22 protein-coding genes and 1 riboswitch are annotated in these 20699 nt (G+C 62.7%); of the genes, 12 read left to right on the top strand and 10 right to left on the bottom strand.

Annotated features, from left to right (window positions below; genetic code table 11):
• Positions 1-43: 43 nt before the first annotated feature.
• The 7 genes from pstC (at position 44) to arsJ (ending at position 6567) form a co-directional block, all read left to right on the top strand.
• Entirely contained in the window at positions 44-1300 is a 1257-nt protein-coding gene (gene pstC / locus CCD76_RS13205; RefSeq protein WP_087719925.1) for a phosphate ABC transporter permease subunit PstC, read from the top strand.
• 17 nt (positions 1301-1317) lie between these two features.
• Entirely contained in the window at positions 1318-2484 is a 1167-nt protein-coding gene (gene pstA, locus CCD76_RS13200; RefSeq protein WP_087719924.1) for a phosphate ABC transporter permease PstA, read from the top strand.
• A gap of 51 nt (positions 2485-2535) precedes the next feature.
• A complete protein-coding gene (pstB, locus tag CCD76_RS13195; RefSeq protein ID WP_373419423.1) occupies positions 2536-3345 on the top strand; it encodes a phosphate ABC transporter ATP-binding protein PstB in 810 nt (269 codons plus the stop codon).
• Between the two features lie 82 nt (positions 3346-3427).
• Positions 3428-3847: an arsenate reductase ArsC gene (locus CCD76_RS13190; RefSeq protein WP_087719923.1), complete on the top strand. Its 420-nt coding sequence runs from the start codon at positions 3428-3430 to the stop codon at positions 3845-3847.
• Between the two features lie 9 nt (positions 3848-3856).
• A complete protein-coding gene (locus CCD76_RS13185; RefSeq protein WP_087719922.1) occupies positions 3857-4210 on the top strand; it encodes a metalloregulator ArsR/SmtB family transcription factor in 354 nt (117 codons plus the stop codon).
• An 80-nt stretch (positions 4211-4290) separates the two neighbouring features.
• On the top strand, positions 4291-5307 hold the full coding sequence (locus tag CCD76_RS13180) for an ArsJ-associated glyceraldehyde-3-phosphate dehydrogenase (protein ID WP_087719921.1): 1017 nt from the start codon (positions 4291-4293) through the stop codon (positions 5305-5307).
• Between the two features lie 12 nt (positions 5308-5319).
• Positions 5320-6567 (top strand): organoarsenical effux MFS transporter ArsJ, encoded by a 1248-nt coding sequence (gene arsJ, locus CCD76_RS13175; RefSeq protein ID WP_087719920.1) that lies wholly within the window; start codon positions 5320-5322, stop codon positions 6565-6567.
• Positions 6568-6587: 20 nt separating this feature from the next.
• Here arsJ and CCD76_RS13170 read toward each other — a convergent pair whose 3' ends face one another.
• The 10 genes from CCD76_RS13170 to CCD76_RS13125 form a co-directional block, all read right to left on the bottom strand.
• Complete coding sequence (locus CCD76_RS13170; protein WP_087719919.1) at positions 6588-7151, bottom strand: NADPH-dependent FMN reductase; 564 nt, start codon at positions 7149-7151, stop codon at positions 6588-6590.
• A gap of 63 nt (positions 7152-7214) precedes the next feature.
• Positions 7215-8525 (bottom strand): arsenic transporter, encoded by a 1311-nt coding sequence (locus CCD76_RS13165; protein WP_087719918.1) that lies wholly within the window; start codon positions 8523-8525, stop codon positions 7215-7217.
• A 70-nt stretch (positions 8526-8595) separates the two neighbouring features.
• Complete coding sequence (gene arsH, locus CCD76_RS13160; protein WP_256961305.1) at positions 8596-9348, bottom strand: arsenical resistance protein ArsH; 753 nt, start codon at positions 9346-9348, stop codon at positions 8596-8598.
• Positions 9341-9757, bottom strand: a complete 417-nt coding sequence (arsC, locus tag CCD76_RS13155; RefSeq protein WP_087719917.1) for an arsenate reductase (glutaredoxin) — start codon at positions 9755-9757, stop codon at positions 9341-9343. The genes arsH and arsC overlap by 8 nt, the downstream gene beginning before the upstream one ends.
• Positions 9758-9764: 7 nt before the next feature.
• Positions 9765-10115, bottom strand: coding sequence for an ArsR/SmtB family transcription factor (locus CCD76_RS13150; RefSeq protein WP_087719916.1), 351 nt, complete (start codon positions 10113-10115; stop codon positions 9765-9767).
• Between the two features lie 102 nt (positions 10116-10217).
• Complete coding sequence (locus CCD76_RS13145) at positions 10218-10565, bottom strand: DUF190 domain-containing protein (RefSeq protein ID WP_087719915.1); 348 nt, start codon at positions 10563-10565, stop codon at positions 10218-10220.
• Positions 10562-10963, bottom strand: coding sequence for a fluoride efflux transporter CrcB (gene crcB / locus CCD76_RS13140; protein WP_087719914.1), 402 nt, complete (start codon positions 10961-10963; stop codon positions 10562-10564). The genes CCD76_RS13145 and crcB overlap by 4 nt, the downstream gene beginning before the upstream one ends.
• A 102-nt stretch (positions 10964-11065) precedes the next feature.
• Positions 11066-11156, bottom strand: a riboswitch (Fluoride riboswitch).
• A gap of 77 nt (positions 11157-11233) precedes the next feature.
• Positions 11234-12226 carry an Ldh family oxidoreductase gene (locus CCD76_RS13135; RefSeq protein ID WP_087719913.1) on the bottom strand — a complete coding sequence of 331 codons (993 nt, stop codon included), beginning with the start codon at positions 12224-12226 and terminating at the stop codon, positions 11234-11236.
• 53 nt (positions 12227-12279) lie between these two features.
• Positions 12280-13236, bottom strand: a complete 957-nt coding sequence (locus CCD76_RS13130) for a proline racemase family protein (RefSeq protein ID WP_218777035.1) — start codon at positions 13234-13236, stop codon at positions 12280-12282.
• A gap of 183 nt (positions 13237-13419) precedes the next feature.
• Positions 13420-15456 carry an NADH:flavin oxidoreductase gene (locus tag CCD76_RS13125; protein ID WP_087719912.1) on the bottom strand — a complete coding sequence of 679 codons (2037 nt, stop codon included), beginning with the start codon at positions 15454-15456 and terminating at the stop codon, positions 13420-13422.
• Positions 15457-15600: 144 nt separating this feature from the next.
• Between CCD76_RS13125 and CCD76_RS13120 the strand changes: the two genes are divergently transcribed.
• From CCD76_RS13120 to CCD76_RS13100, 5 genes are all read left to right on the top strand, one after another.
• Complete coding sequence (locus tag CCD76_RS13120; protein ID WP_256961304.1) at positions 15601-16290, top strand: TetR/AcrR family transcriptional regulator; 690 nt, start codon at positions 15601-15603, stop codon at positions 16288-16290.
• Positions 16253-17071 (top strand): pyrroline-5-carboxylate reductase family protein, encoded by an 819-nt coding sequence (locus CCD76_RS13115; protein ID WP_087719910.1) that lies wholly within the window; start codon positions 16253-16255, stop codon positions 17069-17071. The genes CCD76_RS13120 and CCD76_RS13115 overlap by 38 nt, the downstream gene beginning before the upstream one ends.
• Before the next feature lie 301 nt (positions 17072-17372).
• Positions 17373-18884, top strand: coding sequence for a sodium/proline symporter PutP (gene putP / locus CCD76_RS13110; protein WP_087719909.1), 1512 nt, complete (start codon positions 17373-17375; stop codon positions 18882-18884).
• The gene (locus tag CCD76_RS13105) at positions 18881-19630 is read left to right on the top strand and encodes an electron transfer flavoprotein subunit beta/FixA family protein (protein WP_087719908.1); all 750 of its coding nucleotides are present in this window, start codon (positions 18881-18883) and stop codon (positions 19628-19630) included. Before putP ends, CCD76_RS13105 begins: the two co-directional genes overlap by 4 nt.
• An 89-nt stretch (positions 19631-19719) precedes the next feature.
• Positions 19720-20652, top strand: coding sequence for an electron transfer flavoprotein subunit alpha/FixB family protein (locus CCD76_RS13100; protein WP_087719907.1), 933 nt, complete (start codon positions 19720-19722; stop codon positions 20650-20652).
• Positions 20653-20699: the final 47 nt, after the last annotated feature.

Raw genomic sequence — 20699 nt, 5'->3', positions numbered from 1 at the left:
CCACGCTCGACGACAGCTAGACACTCTTGCTCGAGATCCCCCAATGCAGACCCATTATCTCCTCACGCTGTTTGGCGGCGCTCTGTCGATCATGGCGCTGTCTGCCTTCTTTTTGGGTAGAGCCAAGGCCGCCAGGGAACGCAGCGCCGGCAGAGCGATGTCGGCACAACCCGATCAGTATGCATGGTTCGCCGTGATTGCCACTGTCGGTCCGGCCCTTACCGTAGCGGCGATGGGCGCCTTTCTGATGTTACTGCTACAGGCCAGGCTCGCGACGGGCTATCTGTTGACCGGCAGTCTGGCGATTGCCGCTTTCGGCCTCTGGAGCGGCATGCGACAGGTACGGCCGAACTTCCATGCCCGCCGGGCCATCGAGCGTGTCATTCGCTGGGCTCTGGTCGCGTCGGCGTCGATCTCCATTCTGACGACCTTTGGCATTCTGATTTCGATCGTGTTCGAAGCGCTGCGCTTCTTCCAATTGCATGGCCTGTGGGATTTCCTGACGGGCACCGTATGGGCGCCGGGCAACAGCTTTCTTTCTGCCGCCGGACGTGGCGGGGATTCCCAGAGCGCGGCTCAATTCGGGTCGATACCGCTGTTTGCAGGAACCTTCCTGATCACCGCCATTGCGATGCTCGTCGCAATCCCGGTGGGGCTGCTGTCCGCTATCTACATGGCCGAATTCGCCCCTCGCTCAGTCCGTACTATTGCCAAGCCAACGCTCGAGATACTGGCGGGGATCCCCACCGTGGTTTACGGCTTTTTCGCCGCGATCACCGTAGCGCCGCTCATCGTCGACATTGCCGACCACCTGGGGCTGGATGCCTCGTTCAACAATGCGCTCGCTCCCGGCGTGGTCATGGGCATCATGATCATCCCCTTCATTTCTTCGCTCTCCGATGACGTGATCAACGCCGTTCCGGACAGCATGCGGCAGGGCTCGCTGGCGCTGGGGCTGACACAAGGGGAAACCATACGCGACGTCGTGCTGCCCGCCGCAATGCCCGGCATTATCTCCGCCTCGCTGCTGGCCGTGTCGCGAGCGCTGGGCGAGACGATGATCGTGGTCATGGCCGCTGGCATGCGCCCCAACCTGACGGCCAATCCGCTGGAGGAGATGACCACGGTCACCGTGCGCATCGTGGCGGCACTGACAGGTGATCAGGAATTCGAGAGTGCGGAAACCCTGTCGGCCTTTGCGTTGGGTCTGGTGCTATTCGTCGTCACGCTGGCACTCAACCTGGCATCTGTGCTCATGATCCGGCGCTTCCGCGAGAAGTATCGCGTCAACCACCTGTAATGCGAGGAGCTTGCAAGATGTCTCAATCGCTCGACGAGATTACTCTCCAGCTCAAACGTCGACACCGTCAATCCCGTCTCATGAAGTGGTTATCCATGGGCGCGTTGGGATTGGCAGGCCTATTTCTGGTGTTCTTTTTCACCGATATGTTGATGAAAGGTCTGCCGGCGTTTCAACAGGCTCAGATCCAGGTAAAGGCCCACTACAGCGAGCAGGCAAGCAAAATGCCACCTGCCGCTGTGGATGAAGACATTCGCGATCTCGTCAGCCGGGGTTGGTTACGTCTCATCCCGCGCCAGATTCAGGACCAGCCCAAACTGCTGGGAACGACTCGCACCGAATGGGTGCTCGCCGATGGTCAGGTGGACCAATATCTCAAGGATCACCCCAACCGACTGAGCGAGGACGCTCGCGCTCGCGTCGACGAAATGGTCGCTCAGGGGCGAGCCGAACTCCGTTTCAATCTCCGCTTCTTCACCAGTGGTGACTCCAAAATGCCAGAACTTGCCGGCATCATGGCGGCAGCGCTGGGCACGGTCTGGACGATGCTGGTCACACTGGTCATCGCTTTTCCCATCGGAGTCATGACGGCGATCTATCTCGAGGAGTTCGCACCGGACAATCGTCTGACCCAACTGATCGAGATCAATATCAATAACCTGGCTGCGATTCCCTCGATACTCTTCGGACTGCTGGGCCTGGCCATCTTCATCAACTTCTTCGGCGTGCCCCGGTCGACGCCGCTGGTGGGCGGGATGACGCTGGCACTGATGACGCTACCCGTCATCATCATCGCAACCCGCACCGCGCTGCGCAGCGTGCCCGACTCCATCCGCCACGCCGCCTTCGGCGTCGGTTGCTCGCGCTGGCAGGTCGTGCGCGATCATGTGCTGCCATTGGCGATGCCGGGCATCATGACGGGTTCCATCATCGGTCTCGCGCAAGCCATGGGCGAGACCGCGCCGCTGATCATCGTCGGCATGGTGGCCTTCATACCGGACGTCGGCGGCACCATCACCGACGCCGCCACGGTACTGCCCGCGCAGGTATTCACCTGGTCGGGCGAGCCCGATCGTGCCTTCGTCGAGAAGACGGCGGGCGGCATCGTGGTGCTGCTAGCGGTACTGATCGCTCTCAACGCCACCGCCGTGCTCTTGCGCAGGAAGTTCGAGCGGCGCTGGTAAGCGTTGCTGCGTGATCCGTCGAATATCCGTTTCCTCAGTGGAGCCCATGGCATGAATCGATCTTCTCCCGGTGAGCCTTTGACTCACAATGACAATGCCCACCACGAATTGATCATTCGGGTGCGCGACCTGGATCTCTGGTATGGCGAGTCGCAAGCGCTCCACGGAATCGACCTGGACCTCTATCGCAACAACGTCACGGCACTCATCGGCCCTTCGGGCTGCGGTAAATCGACCTTCCTGCGCTGCTTGAATCGCATGAACGACCTGATTCCGAGCGTGCGCGTCAAAGGGTCGGTCGAAATGGAAGGGCGCGACGTCAACGACGCCAGAACGGACGAAGTGGCCCTGAGGCGACTGGTGGGCATGGTCTTCCAGAAACCCAATCCGTTTCCCAAGTCGATCTATGACAACGTGGCCTATGCACCACGAATGCACGATCTGGTCAGTCGCAAGCCCGACGTCGACGATCTGGTCGAACAGGCCCTTCGTGATGCTGGATTGTGGGACGAGGTGAAGGACAAGCTGAAGCAGCCCGGCACTTCACTATCGGGAGGGCAACAGCAGCGCCTCTGCATCGCCCGCGCCATCGCAGTACGTCCCGAGGTCATATTGATGGACGAGCCGACATCGGCTCTGGACCCCATATCCACGGCAACCATCGAGGATCTGATGGATCGCCTCAAACTGCAGTTCACGATCGTCACGGTGACTCACAACATGCAGCAGGCTGCGCGGGTCGCCGATTACACGGCTTTTTTCCACCTGGGAGAGGTCGTCGAATACAACGATACCAAGACCATGTTTTCCAACCCAGCGACCAAGCGGGCGGAAGACTACATAACCGGCCGGTACGGCTAAAGCGAACCTCCCGGGCCACGCCAAGCGGCTGATTTAGCAACGGCACATATGTTAAAACGCATATATCGATGAGGGTATGACAATGTCCAAACAGCGGGTACTGTTTCTTTGCAATGCCAACTCGGCCAGGTCATTGATGGGTGAGGCTCTGCTTCGACATCTGGCGGGCGACCGATACGAAGCATTCAGCGCCGGTGTCGATCCCGACGAACCCCAGCGCGCCGCGCTGAACGCTCTGGAAGAGATCGACGTCAGTACACAGGGGCTGGCCAGCAAGTCGCTGGAGACCTACGCAGATCAACACTTCGATGCCGTCATCATCCTGTGTGAGAAGGCCCAGCAGCGGTGCCGGGACTGGGAAGGTCTGACGAACGAACTCATCTACTGGGACATTCAGGACCCGCGGCTGCACGACGATCCCAGAAACTACCAGCACGCCCTCCAGGAGATACTGACCCGGTTGAAACTCTGGCTGGGTGTCAAATCCAGAACCCATTCATGAGGAAGAGTCTTGCCTGCACTATCCCCCGCCCAGCTGTTCAAATGCCTGGGCGACGAAACGCGCCTCGCCCTGTCACTGCTCATCCACACCGAGGGTGAGCTTTGCGTCTGTGAAATGACCCACGCGCTCCAGCAACCTCAACCCAAGATCTCACGGCATCTCGCCCAGTTGCGCGCCTGCGATCTCTTGCAAGATCGACGTCAGGGGCAGTGGGTCCACTATCGCCTGATGCCGGATCTGCCGAACTGGGTACTTGCGACCCTCGACGAAGCGACCGCGGGCGCCTCCTCGCTGATGGGCGAAGCCCGCGACCGGCTGGCGGCGATGGGCAACCGCCCCGCGCGCCAGACCGAACACTGTTAATGAAATACGGTTAGCGAAATACGGTTAGTGGCATACGACCAACCGAACACGCTCAATCGAATCTTGCCAAAGGAGTTGCCATGTCTCTTCGAATCGGGATCAACGGCCTCGGTAGAATCGGGCGTCTCGCCCTGCGCAGCCTGTGGGATCGCCGCGCGGTGGAGACGCTGGAGATCGTGCGGATCAACGACCCGGCGGGAACGGCGGAAACGTTCGCCCACCTGCTCGAGTTCGATTCCGTGCATGGACACTGGTCCCCGGGAAGCGGCATCGCGGCCGGCGAGCGGTCGATCACGGTGGATGGCGTCGAGATCCCGTTCAGCAGTCATCGCGAACTCGCGGACAGCGACTGGTCGCAGTGCGACGTCGTGATCGAGGCATCCGGCGTCATGAAGAGTCCCGACAAGCTTCAGGCCTATCTCGACCAGGGGGTCGGACGGGTCGTGGTCACGGCGCCGGTCAAGGCAGCGGGCGTGCTCAACGTGGTCATGGGCGTCAACGACCATCAATACGACCCCGGCCAGCATCGCATCGTTACCGCCGCGAGCTGCACCACCAACTGCATGGCGCCAGTGGTCAAGGTGATTCACGAGATGTTCGGCATTCGCCACGGCTCGATGACCACGATCCACGACATCACCAATACCCAGTCGATTCTCGACAGTCCGCACAAGGACCTGCGTCGCGCCCGGGCCAGCGGCATGAGCCTGATCCCCACCACGACCGGATCCGCCAAGGCGATCACCGAGATCTTCCCCGAGCTGACGGGCAAGCTCAACGGCCATGCCGTTCGCGTGCCGCTGGCCAATGCTTCGCTCACCGACATGGTGTTCGAGGTGGAACGCGAGACCACGGCCGAGGAGGTGAACGAGGCGCTGAGGGACGCCTCGACGGGCGCCCTGGCACGCATCCTGGGCTTCGAGACCCGCCCGCTGGTGTCGGTGGACTACCGCACGGACCCGCGCAGCGCCATCGTCGATGCGCTCTCGACCCTGGTGGTCAACGGCAGCCAGGTGAAGATCTACGCCTGGTACGACAACGAGTGGGGCTACACCAACCGCACCGTCGAGCTGGCACTCAAGGTCGGGCGAGCGTAGGCGAGGTCGATCATGTCATCTGTCGAGCGGTTGAGATCGCTACCCTTCGAAGTCCGCCAGTACCTGCTGGTGACCGGCAACTACTGGGCGTTCACGCTGACCGACGGCGCCCTGCGCATGCTGGTGGTGCTGCATTTCCACCAGCTAGGCTACTCGCCGCTCGAAGTGGCGATGCTGTTTCTCTTCTACGAGGCCTTCGGCGTCGCGACCAATTTCGTCGGCGGCTGGCTCGGTGCCAGGCTCGGGCTCAACCGGACGATGAACGTGGGCCTAGGCCTGCAGATCGTCGCCCTGGGCATGCTGCTGGTGCCCGCGTCGATGTTGACCGTGGTATGGGTGATGGCTGCGCAGGCGCTCTCGGGGATCGCCAAGGATCTCAACAAGATGAGCGCCAAGAGCGCGGTCAAGGTGCTGGTGCCCAGCAACAGCCAGTCGGCGCAAAGCGCCCTTTACCGCTGGATAGCGCTGCTGACCGGCTCGAAGAACGCACTCAAGGGCATCGGCTTCTTCCTGGGCGGCCTGCTGCTGACGCTGGTCGGTTTCCAGGGCGCCATCGCTCTGATGCTGGTGATGCTGGCCGGGGTGCTGCTGCTCTCGCTGTGGCGGCTGCGCGCCGACCTGGGCAGGACGAAATCCAAGCCAAGGTTTCGCGAGGTCTTTTCCACCTCCCGAGCGGTGAACGTGCTTTCCGCGGCCAGGCTGTGCCTGTTCGCATCCCGTGACGTCTGGTTCGTGGTGGCACTGCCGGTGTATCTCTACGACCAGCACGGCTGGGGCTACTGGGCCGTCGGCGCCATGCTCGCCGGTTGGGTGGTCGGCTATGGCGGCGTGCAGACCCAGGCGCCGAAGATCACCCGGCTCGTACAGGGGGGCGCCAGAGGCATCACCGCCGGCTGGGCGCTCGCGCTGGCCTCGCTGCCTGCACTATTGGCATTGCTGCCACTCGATGCCGACGTCTTCTGGCTGGTGGCCGGCCTGCTGCTGTTCGGCGTGGTATTTGCCATCAACTCCAGCTGGCACAGCTATCTGATCGTGCGTTTCGCACGCGCTGAAGGCGTGTCGATGGACGTGGGCTTCTACTACATGGCCAATGCCATGGGGCGGCTGATCGGCACGGTACTCTCCGGCTGGCTGTATCAGGCGTACGGACTCCAGGCCTGTCTCTGGGTTTCTGCCGGCCTGGTACTGGCCAGCGCCGTCATCGCCCTGGGCCTGCCCGCGGAGTCGACCGAGTCGGACGACGCCGAGCCGATTCACTGAACGGCAACGCAAGGCGGGAATCATGACCGCTCCCGCAGGGGCGCGCTGTCGAGTCTGTCGGGATTTCGTCGACTCAGCCGGGCGCGATACCGCCCTTCGTCATCCAGCACTTCCGCCGCGTGCGGCACGTGGACCATCGCCGACACCGGCAGGCAGCCCAGCTCGGAAAGGAAGGTACGCATGCCCACGGCGGCACGGACGCCGCCCCACTGCCCCGCCGAGTAGGTCACGATCAGGCTCGGCTTGTAAGCGTAGAGCGAACTGCCGAAGTGGTTGAGCAGGTGCGCCAGCGCCGGGCTAAGGCTGTGGTTGTACTCGGGGCTCACCATCACGTAGGCGCCGGCCTCGCGGATCCTGTCGGCCAGCGCGTCCAGCGGCTCGGGCGCCCGGCCGGAAGCGTAGGCGAAGTGCGGCTTGAACACGTCGCCGAGGTCGTAATCCAGCGGATCGATCAGCTCGATCTCGTCGTCCGGATACGCCTCCCGGAAGTGCGCAACTAGCGCCGCCGCCACCCGGCTTCCCAGGCGCGGCGGTTTCGGTGGCTGGCTCTGTCTCGTCGAGCCCAGAAATACCAGAATGTTCATGCAGTGCCTCTCGACCGATTGTCGGTTCTCGTACGGCTGCCGGCTCTCGTGGGGCTGCCGAGTTCAGGCCGCCGGCAGGGCCGGCAACCACAACGCCAACGCCACCAGGGTCGCCAGCAGCACCGGCGGGGTGATCAGCAGGCCGACCTTCATGTACTGCCCCCAGCCGATCCTGTAGCCCTTGCCGGCCAGCACGTGCAGCCACAGAAGCGTCGCCAGGCTGCCGATGGGAGTGAATTTCGGCCCCAGATCGTTGCCGATCACGTTGGCATAGACCATCAGCTCCTGAGTCACCGCCGGCACCTGTGCCTGATCGATGGCCAGCGCCCCGACCAGCGTCGACGGCATGTTGTTCATTATTGATGCGACGATGGCGGAGAGAAACCCGGTGCCGATGGTGGCGACGAAGTCACCCTGCCCGGCAAGCCACTGCAGCGCCCGCGCGCCGTAGTCGGTCAGGCCCGCGTTGCCCAGCCCGTAGACCACCAGATACATGCCGATCGAGAACAGCACGATCTGCCACGGCGCGCCCTTCAGCGCCGCGGTCACCGAAACGGCGGCGCCCTTGCCGCCCTGCCACCAGCGACCGGCGATCGCCATCAGCACGATCGCCGCCGCGCCGGTCACGAAGGCGATGGGAATACCCAGCGGTGCGGTGACGAAATAGGCGACGAGCAGCACCGCCAGCAGCGGAAACGCGGCGCGAAAGATCAGGAGATCCTTGATCGCCGAGCGCGGCGCGTCGAGTTCCTCGACCGAGTAACGTCTGGGAATCCGTCGGCCGAAGGCGATCCAGAGCACGGCCAGCGTCGCCGCCAGCGACACCAGGTTGACCGGCACCATGACAGCCGCATAGCGGTCGAAGCCGATATCGAAGTAGTTGGCGCTGACGATATTGACCAGGTTGGAGATTACCAGCGGCAGGCTGGTGGTATCGGCGACGAAACCGGTGGCGATGATGAACGCCAGCGCCGCCGGCGGCGAGAAGTCCAGCCGCAGCAGGATCGCGATCACGATCGGCGTCAGCAGCAGCGCCGCGCCATCGTTGGCGAAGAACGCCGCGATTACCGCGCCGAGCACCACGACCAGCGGAAACAGCAGATGCCCCCGGCCGTTGCCCCAGCGCGCCACGTGCAGCGCCGCCCAGGCGAAGAATCCCGCCTCGTCGAGAATCAGCGAGATGACGATCAGCGCGACGAAGGTGAACGTCGCGTCCCAGACGATATCCCATACCACGCCGACGTCGGACAGCTGCACGACGCCTGCGAGCAGCGCCACCAGCGCGCCGCCCAGCGCGCTCCAGCCAATGCCAAGCCCCTTGGGCTGCCAGATCACCAGGATCAGGGTGACGACGAAAATAGCCAGTGCCAGCATCGAATGACCTTGAGTTCAGTGAGTGCTTTTTAATGAGTACTTTTTAGCGAGTGCTCTTTAGCGAGTACTTTTAGTGAGTGCTTTGATTGACGCGGCGAGAGAGTTCTTCGGCACTCTCGACCCGCTCGGAATAGCGATCGGTGAGATAGGCCGAGCGGCCCCGTGTCAGCCAGGTGAACTTCACGAGCTCCTCGCAGACGTCGACGATTCGCATGTAGAGCGGCGACGGCTTCATGCGTCCGGCTTCGTCGAACTCGTTGAACGCCTTGGGCACGGAGGACTGGTTGGGGATCGTGATCATCCGCATCCAGCGCCCCAGGATCCGCAGCTGATTGACGGCGTTGAAGCTCTGGCTGCCGCCGGAGACTTCCATCACCGCCAGCGTCTTGCCCTGGGTGGGTCGAACGCCGCCCAGCGACAGCGGGATCCAGTCGATCTGGGCCTTCATGATGCCGGTCATGGCACCGTGGCGCTCCGGGCTGACCCACAGCATGCCGTCGCACCACTCGGCGAGCTCACGCAGCTCCTGCACCTTGGGATGTTCCGCCTCGGCATCGTCCGGCAGCGGCAGGCCGGAAGGGTTGAAAGTGCGCACCTCGCAGCCGTACCAGCGCAGCAGCCGGCCCGCTTCCTCGGAGGCCAGCCGCGAGAAGGAGCGCTCGCGCAGCGAACCGTAGAGCACCAGGATCTTCGGCGGGTGACGCGGCGCATCGCTACCGACTAACGCCTCGACATCGATCGGCTGCAGTTTCGCCGGATCGATATTGGGCAGGTCGTCGGCATCGACCGAATCATTCATATCACTCTTGCCCCTGTCATTCATGCCCCGTCTCCTCGGCGTGCACGACTTCGCCGTCTTCCTTGGTGAACGTGGCGACCGGGTTGGCCAGCAGCCCCAGCACGCGCTCCGAAGGCCGGCACAGCCTGGCGCCCTTGTCGGTGACCACGATCGGCCGATTGATCAGGATCGGGTGCGCCATCATCGCGTCGATCAACTGGTCATCGCCCAGGGCCGGATCATCGAGGCCAAGCTCCTCGAACGGCGTCCCCTTGCGGCGCAGCAGCTCGCGCGGGGTGATCGCCATCATCGAGATCAGCTCGACCAGCCGCTCGCATGTGGGCGGCGTCTTCAGATATTCGACGATGTCCGGCGTCTCGCCGGAGGCTTCGATCATCGCCAGCGTGTTGCGGGACGTACCGCACTCGGGGTTGTGGTAGATCAACGGCTTCATGACGACCTCATGTCTCCTTGCTTTCGGGATGGCATTGCCCCAGCGCGTTCATCAGCGGCTCGCAGACCTCCGGATGCCCGGCACAGCAGTCGCGCACCAGGAACTGGATCGTCTCTTTCATGTGCGAGAGATCGGCGCGATAGATGATCGAACGGCTCTGGCGTTGCGAGACGACCCAGCCGGCCCGCGCCAGCACCGCAAGATGGGCCGACATCGTGTTGTGCGGCACCGAGAGCTGGCGCGCGATCTCGCCGGCGGGAAGCCCCTCGGGCTCATGGCGGACGAGCAGCCGAAATGCCTCGAGGCGAGTCTGCTGGGACAAGGCGGCAAAACTGGCAGTGACAGCGGTAGTTTCCATATGTCCAGAATATAGGACATATCAGAATACGGCAAAGCCGCCGGATGGATGCCGAACGGTAGTGGCTCCTCGGGAGCCACTCACCACTCATTGCTTTCGGCTTCAGCCGTTCCTGGCGTTCGACTCGTCGTTCAACTGGCCGAAGTAGACCGGCCGGCAGATGCAGAAGACCGGGGCGCCGGTCTCCTCGACGGCGGCGACGAAGCGTTCCGCTTTTTCCTCGTCCATCGCGTACATCAGCTCGACGGGCTGATCCGCCAGATCGAAGAAATGGGCGGAGTGCAGCTTGCCGTCCTCCCCCATTCCCTCGACATCGCTACGCCTGGTCATCCGGCCGATATCCAGGCTTTTCGCCGTCTCGGTGACCCAGTCGTAGACCCGTTTCCCCTCGTGACGACGAGACTCGGGCACGATGAATATCACCTCGTAACCGCTTTTTAGCCTATTCATTGTTGCGATCCTCCCAGCAGGTTCTGGATGACGCCGTAGGTCAGAAAGCCCAGTCCGGTCATGGCGAGCGAGCCCAGCACGTGAATGCCGATACCCAGCAGCGCCATGCCGTAACGCCCCACCTGGATGTTGCCGAACATCTCGGCGGAGAAGGTGGAGAACGTGGTCAGCGCACCCAGGAAGCCGGTGATCACGAACAGGCGGAGTTCCGGCGACAGGGAGGGAAGATGCGAGAAAAACGCGACGCCGATGCCTATCAGCCACGCCCCCAGCAGGTTCGCCACCAGCGTGCCGGGCGGAATCGCCGGAAACAGGGCGTTGAGCCAGACACCCAACAGCCATCGCAGATTCGCACCGATCGCGGCACCGGCCCCGATCGACAGTACGGACAACCACATACCTAGCGTCCTCGATACATCAAGGTTTCATCAATGATCCGATCGAGGAGCCGCGCCAGCGAGGAAGGAAAGACAGACACCTGCCGACACGCCTCGACCGAAGCGCCCGCAGGCATCATTAACCGATAGACGGTGGTTCGAGCGAACGAGAATGAGAAAGCCGCTCGGGAGGAATGCCATCTCCCACAGCCAGACCTTAGCACCGAACGCGCCGGCCGCGCCACCAACCTGCCGGCCAGCCGCGACGATATCAGCGAGCTTGCCCGCGACTCACAGGAAGCGGCGGATAGCGTCGAGTACCGCCGTGTCGATCGTGACCCGATCGGCTTCCGAAACGCCGCTTTGCACCGGGCGACGGCCGGGCACGTAGGCACCGCGCTCGGCGATGCGATCGAGCTGCTGGCTCAAGCGAGCGGAAAAGTCCGCGTCGAGGACCGTGGGCTGGATCGCAACGATCGTCAGCCCGGCATCGATGACGCGATCTCCATTCTGGAAGTCCGGCATGTCGAGCGACCAGGATGCGCCGGACAAGCCGGCGGCGAGGCACTCGACCATCAACGCCACGTTCGCGCCTTTCGCTCCGCCGAATGCCAAAAGTGCGCCGCGCAGACCGGCGGCCGCATCGGTGGTCGCGCTGCCCGTCTCGTCGATGGCCCAGCCGGCAGGAATCTCGCGCCCCTCTTCCGCGGCCTTGGCGAGGTTGACGAAGGCCGTGGCACTGGAGGCCTGATCGATGACCAGCGGCGCGGTCGCGTCACTCAGCGGGGCGGCGAACGCCATCGGATTGGTGCCGAACACGACCTTGCCGCCGGGCGAACCCGCCACCACGGCCGGGCTGTTGGACACGGCAAAGGCGATCAGCCCGTCCAGGGCGAGACGGCGAACGTAATAGCCCAGCTCACCGGTCGTGTAGCTGTTGCCCTGGGTGAAGAGCGCAACGCCCAGCTCCCGGGTTCTTTCGATGATCGTCGGTGCCGCCAGATCGAAGCCGAGCTGCGCGATGCCGCCATCCGCATTCGAGTGGATGATGGCGGGCAGGGGCGAGGCGGGTTTCGGCTCGGCATTGCCATTGATGCGACCCGCGCGAAAACTGGCGAGATAATCCAGCAAGTGCGGGAAGCCGACGCCGGGGCGCCCAAACAGCGCGGCCGATATCGTCGCTTTTGCCAGAGAACGTGCCGTGGCCTGGTTGGCGCCCGCGGCGAGACAGGCCTGCTCGGCCAGGTTTTGCGCCTCGGGCGCGGAAAGTGTCTGCTGATCCAAGGAAATTGACTCCGGTGTGATTGTGCGAACGGATTCTCGACGGCAGAGCGCTTTCAGGCCCAGATGTCCTGAACGCTGAACCCTTCCGGAAAGGGATCGTCATGGTCCAGCACGTAGGTATTCATGCCGTAGATCCAGCTGGTGCCGGTGATGGTGGGTATGACCGCCTGCCTGTCGCCAACCCTCGTTTCCTCGACCAGCCGTCCGGTGAACACATTGCCCAGGATGCCCTGATGACGAAAATCCTGATTCAACGGAAGCTCTCCCTTGGCATGAAGAACGGCCATCTTGGCGCAGGTCCCCGTGCCGCATGGACACCGGTCGATAGCGCCCGTCCAAGTGCTGGGCTCGTCCCAATCGAGATCGCCGGAGGCCACAGTGACCGCGTTCCGCCAATCCGCGTCGGCACCGCTTGCCGGCCCGGAGAGCTGCGATATGGTGATCCCGATTCCCGGGTAGTCCGGGTGCTCGACCGGTAGCTGCTCGATGGCGGCCTGCCGGATCATGGCCGAGATCCGGGCGATTTCCGCGCCCTGCTCGGGTATGAGCTGGACGCCGGGAAACTGACGGACGTCGGCAATGACATAGAACATGCCTCCCCACCCGACATCCACCGTCACCTTGCCCAGATGCGGCACGTCGATTTGTGCATCCAGGTAGGCCGCGAACGCCGGAACGTTCTTGAAGGTGACGCTTTTGACCTTGCCGTTCCGGCACTCGGCGCTGATGCGAATCAGGCCGGCCGGCGCTTCCAGGACGAGCTCCGTGACCGGCTCCGCCATCGGCAGCATGCCCATCTCGAGCAGCACGGTTGCCACGGATATGGTGTTGCCGCCGGACATGACGGGATATTCGACCTGCTCCATGATGACGTAGCCGGCATCGGCGTCGGGATGGCAGGGCGGAACGATGATGTTGCAGCAGAGAGGCGGATAACCACGCGGTTCACGCAGCATCAGTTGACGCAGCTGATCGTCGTTTTCCCGCAGCCAGACCATCTTTTCATACACCGTCTTGCCGGGGACGTTGGGAACGCCCCCGTGATGACGCGCATGGGTTCGCCAGCGTGGGTATCGATGGCATGGATTGTTCTTTTGAATGGCATTGTTTACACCCTTATCTGACCATAACGCCTATCCGTAACGCTGCCGAACGCCGTTGCCGCCTCTCGGCGCAGGCAACGGCGCTGCGTATCAAAGGTCCTTGACCAGCCGAAGGGCGTCGTAGATCGCCGCGTGCGTATTTCTGTGGGAAACCGCATCACCGATCCTGAACAGCTGGAACTTGCCATCCGGGTTGGTATTGAACGATTGCGGGCTGCCGGCAATCAGGTTGTCGTAATCCACCGCGCCCTGGTTGCTCGACAACGGCTTCAACTCCTCGTAGAGATCCGCCATGGGCAGGGTGCCGAAGTTCACGATCACCTGATCGACGCGTCTCTCCTTCTCGACCTGGGTGTAGTCACTGCTGACCGAGGCCACCAGATCGCCGCCGTCGCGGCGAATGCCGGTCAGCCGGAAAGTGGGCGTGAAGGTGACGTCTCGCACCTGCAGGGAACGCATGTACGGCACCAGGTTCATGGCCATGACCTCCGGCGCCAGCGCCCGGTCGGCGGTCATGTACTCCACCTTGCCGCCTGCCGCAGCGGCGATCTCTGCCGCCTGCAAGGCCGTGTGATCACCGGCGTCATCGTAGACGAGCACATTGCTGCCCGGCTTGACGTGTCCCGAGAGGATGTCCCAGCCCGTCACCGCCAGCTCGTTGCCTTCCGCCAGCGACTGTTCGTTGGGCAGGCCGCCGGTGGCCACGATGACGGCATCCGGCGATTCGGCCAGCACTTCGTCCTGCTCCGCGAAGACGTTGAAATGGAAAGTGACGCCCATGGCCTGGCAGCGCTCGTAACGCCAGTCGATGATGCCCATCATCTCGCGGCGCCGTTCGCTCTGTGCCGTCAGGCGGATCTGACCGCCGGGCGCATCGGCGGCTTCGAACACCACCACCTCATGCCCGCGCTCGGCGGCGACCCGCGCAGCCTCCAAGCCGCCAGGCCCGGTGCCGATCACCACGACCTTCCGCCGGGTGTCGGCCGGTGGAATGGTATGCGGCATGGTGGTCTCGCGGCCGGTCGCCGCGTTGTGGATGCAGTAGGCTGCCCCGCCCTGGTAGATGCGATCGAGACAGTAGTTGGCGCCGACGCAGGGGCGGATCTCCTCTTCGCGCCCTTCGATGACCTTCTTCATCAGATGCGGGTCGGCCATGTGGGCACGCGTCATGCCGATCATGTCCACCTTGCCGGAGGCGATCGCGTGGCGTGCCGTGGCGACATCCTGGATCTTGGCGCCATGGAAGGTGGGAAAGTCGACTTCACGCTTGATATCGCCAGCGAAATCCAGATGCGGAGCGCTGGGCATGCCCTGGATCGGGATCACGTCCGTGAGCCCTGGATCGGTATCGATATGGCCCTTCACCACATTGAGGAAATCCACCAGGCCGCTGTCCTTCAACCGGTGCGAGATCTCCATGCCGTCGCGCGCATCGAAGCCACCCGGCAGGCACTCGTCGCCGGTATAACGCACCCCCAGCAGGAACTTCTCCCCCACCCGCTTGCGGATGCTTGCGAGCACTTCGAAGGTCAAGCGCAGGCGATTTTCCAGGCTGCCGCCGTAGGGTGCATCGAGCTCATTGGTCAGCGGTGACCAGAACTGATCCATCAGGTGGCCGTAGGCCTGGATCTCGAGACCATCCAGACCGGCGGCGTACATGCGCTCGGCGGCATCGGTGTAATCCTGGATCAATCGCTCGATATCCCAGAGTTCCGCCTTCTTGGGATAAGCGCGATGGGAGGCCTCGCGGTGATTCGATGCCGAGACCGCAGGCAGCCAATCGCCCTTGTCCCAGCGGGTCCGCCGCCCCAGGTGCGTCAACTGGATCATCACCGCCGTGCCATGTTCGTGGCAGGCATCGGTCAGCTCACGCATCCACGGCACCACTTCATCCTTGTAGGCAAGAATGTTGTTGAAGACCGGCGGGCTGTCTCTCGATACCGCTGCCGATCCCGCCGTCATGGTCAGTGCCACGCCGGCCTTGGCGCGTTCGACGTGATAGGCCCGATACAGCTCCTTGGGCATGCCGTCTTCCGGATACGCGGGCTCGTGCGAGGTCAGCATGACCCGGTTCTTCAGCGTCAGGTGCTTGAGTTGCAGCGGTTGCAGTAGCGGATCGTTTTGCACGGTGAGACTCCCTTGTTGTTATGGGGTTGACACAACGCTATTCGCCGCTGTACACCTTTGTCAACTGGCATGACAGTGGTGTACACAAAAGGTCTAACGCGGCCTGATAACATCACTTCCTTGCCTCAAGGAAAGGAATTTTCAGTGAAAGACGATCACTCCAGCGATAACCGGACGGCCTGGCTCAATGCCGCTTACGACCTGCTGATCAACGCCGGTGTCGGCGCCGTCAAGATCGTGCCGCTGGCGAAGAAACTGAAGACATCGCGGACGAGCTTCTACTGGCTGTTCAAGGATCGCGAAGAGATTCTCACGGCGCTGCTCGATCGCTGGGAAAGCCAAAACACCCGCGCGCTGATTCTTCACAGCGAGAAATACGCCTCGTCGATCGTCGAGGCCACGCTGAACGTCTTCGATTGCTGGTTCGACGCCGGCATCTTCGATTCGGAGTTCGAGTACGCCGTCAGAAGCTGGAGCCTGCAGGATGACGCCGTGGCCGAGCGGGTCCGCCGCGCCGACGAGCAGCGTCTCGAAGCGCTGCGGGCAATGTTCATCCGTTATGGTTACGACGCGCTGGAGGCCGACACGCGGGCCAGAACCGTTTACCTGCTGCAGATCGGCTATATCTCGATGCATACCCAGGAGACCCGGGACACCCGGATCAGTCGCGTGGCGCAGTACGTCAACATCTTTACCGGGCAATCGTGTACCCCCGCCGATCTCGAGCGTTTCGCCTCACGCCATACGACCCAGTTCCCCCCGGAGGAACTGGCTGCTGTTCAACAGGAGATGACCCATGCAACAGGCACCGACGCTCGGCATCATCGGTGGTAACGGCTGGCTCGGCAGCGCGCTGGGCCGCGCCGCACTGGCAAGCGGGCTGATCGCTCCCCAGCAGCTCGTGGTGACGGCCAGCCGTAGCGGCTATCGCTACGGCGAATGGCCCGGTGTCACGTGCGTCGACAGCGCCGGGGCGCTGCTCGAAAGCGCGGACATCGTCGTGGTGTCGGTCAGGCCCGAGCAGTTTGCCGAGCTGGATCTGGCGCTCGAGAACCGGCTGGTCATCTCGTTGATGGCCAAGGTCTCGATCGCCACCTTGACCCAGGCCACGGGGAGCGAGCGTATCGTGCGCGCCATGCCCAACGCCGTCGCCGCCATCGGTCGCTCGTACACGCCGTGGTGCGCGACCCCGGCGGTTTCCCGCGCCGAACGGGATTGGGTTCAGCGGCTGTTCTCGACCTGCGGTTCCAGCGACGAACTCGACGATGAGGCCCAGATCGACTACCTGACGGCACTCACCGGCAGCGGGCCGGCCTTCCCCGCCCTGCTGGCCGACGCCCTGATCGGCCATGCCATAGCGCAAGGCATCCCCGAAGCGATTGCCCGTCGCGGCGTGCTGCACAACCTTTCCGGCAGCTTGCAACTGATGCTCGAGGAAGCAACGCCGCCAGCGGAGATCGTGAAGCGCTTTCTGGATTACGGCGGCGTCACCACGGAAGGGCTCAACGCCATGATCCAGGGAGGTTTTCAACGAGCGGTTCACGACGGGCTGGAGGCAGCCCACATGGCCACCCTGGACCAGGCCGATTCGCCTCGAAAGCCGGAACTCGACTGATCGAAGATCACCCAACCCCAATATCAACAATGACAAGGAATCCTCATGAACCTCGCGACAATTTCACCCCAAGACCCGGCGAACCACGCTGAACCGCCATCGACGACGCCATTCGCGAATGCCCGAATCCCTGCGCATTGCAGGCTCGATGGCGCCGGTGGTCGTCCGTCCGGGCAGTAACGCTTTTGGGGTATAACCACCCCTGAAAAACCCTCTGCCAACAACGATTTAGCAACGTTCAACCGTTGCCGGGCCTGCTTGTGCCCTGAAAAAGCCAATGCCCTGAAAAGGAGACCGCGTCATGCTGGACAATAATAATGCGGTGGTCGTTACCACCTTCATGGTCTATTTCATCGTCATGTTGATTATCGGTTACGTGGCGTGGAAGCGATCCTCGGACTTCTCCGATTACGTGCTGGGTGGCCGTTCTCTCGGCCCCTTCGCTACCGCCATTTCCACCGGTGCTTCGGAAATGTCCGGCTGGCTGATGGTGGCCATGCCCGGCGCCGCTTATCTTTCAGGTCTTTCCTCGTTCTGGGTCGCCGCCGGACTGCTCACCGGCTCGTTGCTGAACTGGTTGATCGTCGCCCAGCGCCTGCGCGTCTACAGCTTCGTGGCGAACAATTCGTTGACGATCCCTGAGTTTCTCGCCGAGCGATTCCAGCAGCACACCAAGGTATTACGCCTGGTTGCCTCGCTGTTCATCATCGTCTTTTATCTCTTCTATACCAGTTCGGGACTCGTGGCCGGCGGCAAGTTGCTCAATACCGTTTTCGGCATGAACTACGAGCTTGCCGTGGTGATCGGCATGCTGGCGATCATCTCCTATACCTTCTTCGGCGGCTACCTGGCGGTCTCCTGGACTGACGTGCTGCAGGGCATCATGATGCTGTTCGCCCTGGTCGCAGTGCCGATCGCCGCGATCATGGAGCTCGGCGGTATCGAAGCTTCCATCGCGTCGGTCCAGAACGAATCCCCTCATATTCTTCAGTGGTTCACCGATGCCGCCAGCGGCGAACAGCTGACCTGGATCGCCATCGCCAGTTCGCTCGCCTGGGGATTGGGTTACTTCGGCCAGCCTCACGCACTGGCGCGCTTTGCCGGTATCGATGACCACCGCAACATTCCTTTCGCCCGCCGCGTAGCAGTTTCCTGGACCGGAATCGGCCTGATTTGCGCGCTGTCGATCGGTGTATTGGGCCACGGCTTCTTCGCCGACGGACTTGCCGACCAGGAGCGCATATTCATGTTCATGGTCGACATGTTGTTCAACCCGGTCATCGCCGGCGTTCTATTGACCGCCATTCTGGCAGCGGTCATGTCCACGGCGGATTCGCAGCTGCTGATCTGCTCCTCGACCATCGCCGACGATATCTACAAGGCGACCTTCCGCAAGCACGCCTCTCAGAAGGAACTGTTGATGGTCGGCCGCCTGGCTGTACTCGGCGTCTCGGCAGTGGCGTTGATGCTGGCGCTGGTTCCCGATTCCGATGTCCTGGATCTGGTTTCCTATGCCTGGGCTGGCTTCGGCGCTTGCTTCGGCCCGACGCTGATTCTCTCGCTTTACTGGAAGCGCATGAACCAGTGGGGCGCGCTGGCAGGCATCGTCGTCGGTGGTATCACCGTCATTGTCTGGTCACGAATCTCGGGCGGCCTTTTCGATCTCTACGAAATTGCACCCGGCTTCGTCTTCTCGCTGGTCGCCATCGTGCTCGTCTCGCTCGTCACGGCGGCACCGATCTCTCCGGTCCTGCGTCAATTCAACGAGATGCAGTCCGAACTCCACGGGCCTGAACAGGAGGTTCACGCATGAAGGTTCTCGTCGGCGTCAAGCGCGTCATTGATTACAACGTTCAGGTACGGGTGCGGCCGGATAACACCGATGTCGACCTGACCCATACCAAGATGGCCATGAATCCGTTCTGCGAGATCGCCGTGGAAGAGGCGATCCGACTGAAGGAAAAAGGTATCGCTACCGAGATCGTCGCGGTGAGCGTCGGGCCGAAAGGCGCCCAAGAGCAGTTGCGCACGGCGATGGCGCTCGGCGTCGACCGGGCTCTGCATATCGAGAGCGAGGAACGCGTCGACTCGCTGGACGTCGCTCGCGTCATGGAGAAGATCGTCGAGGAGGAACAGCCGGGGCTGGTAATTCTCGGCAAGCAGGCGATCGACAGCGACAACAACCAGACCGGTCAGATGCTGGCGGCGCTGACCGGCATGGGCCAAGGCACCTTCGCCTCCGAGCTGGCCGTCGACGACGAGCACGTCACGGTGACCCGCGAAGTCGACGGCGGCCATGAGACGCTAGCGTTGCGTCTACCGACGGTGATCACCACGGACCTGCGCCTGAACGAGCCTCGTCATGCTCGCCTCCCTGACATCATGAAGGCCAAGAAAAAGCCCATCGACACGCGCTCTCTCGAATCGCTCGGGGTGGAAATCGATCGCCATCTCACGCTCGAGCGGGTCGAAACGCCTGCCGAGCGCAACGGCGGCGTCAAGGTCGGCTCGGTCAGCGAGCTGGTGGAAAAGCTGAAGCACGAAGCCAAAGTGCTTTGAACAAAGTGCTTTGAACAAAGACCTTTGAAAAAGCACCAGACAAACCCTGGAAACGAGTCCCGGAACACGTCCTTAAAGGAGCTGACCGCATGAGCATCCTGATCGTTGCTGAGCATCAAGACGACACCCTAGCCGAGGCCACCGCCCACGTGGTCGAGGCGGCCCGCCAGATCGGCGGGGAAATCGATATTCTCGTCGCGGGAGAAGGCATCGGCGCCGTGGCCGAAGCCGCCGCACGTCTGGATGGCGTGCGCGCGGTACTGACAGCGGACCACACCGTCTATGCCCATCAGTTGGCGGAGCCGATGGCCACACTGCTCGACACGCTGGTCGCGAACTACACCCACTTGCTGGCGGGGTCTTCCACGACCGGCAAGAACGTCTTGCCCCGCGTGGCAGCGCTCAAGGGCGTGCCCCAAGTGTCGGACATCATCGGTGTCGAATCCGCCGAGACGTTCAAACGTCCGATCTACGCCGGCGGCGCCATCGCCACGGTGCGTAACGGCGCGCCGCTCAAGGTCATCACCGTACGCACCAGCGCCTTCGATGCGGTCGGCTCGGGCGGCAACGCCCAGATCCAGGCGCTCGACACTGTCGTCGACAACGACCTTTCCACTTTCGTCAGCGACGCACGCGCAACGAACCAGGGGCCGGAGCTGGGCAGTGCGCGAGTCGTCGTCTCCGGCGGACGCGGGCTCGGCAGCGTCGAAAACTTCAAGCTGCTCGAAGGCGTGGCGGCGCAGCTCGACGCCGCCATCGGCGCCTCCCGCGCGGCGGTGGATGCGGGTTACGTCTCCAACGACATGCAGGTCGGCCAGACCGGCAAGGTGGTCGCGCCGGATCTCTATATCGCCGTGGGCATCAGCGGTGCGATCCAGCACTTGGCGGGCATGAAGGATTCCCGCGTGATCGTGGCGATCAACAACGACGAGGAAGCACCGATCTTCAAGGTCGCCGACTACGGCCTGGTCGGTGACCTGTTCGAGGTGATGCCCCAGCTGGAGCGTGAACTCAGGGCCTGATTCGCGGACGCGAAGACACTTCGGTCGATCCGACAGCGCCGCGACGG

Source organism: Salinicola salarius (genome assembly GCF_002179555.1).
Lineage (GTDB): Bacteria > Pseudomonadota > Gammaproteobacteria > Pseudomonadales > Halomonadaceae > Salinicola > Salinicola salarius_A.
This window is presented reverse-complemented; position numbering and strand designations above follow the sequence as displayed.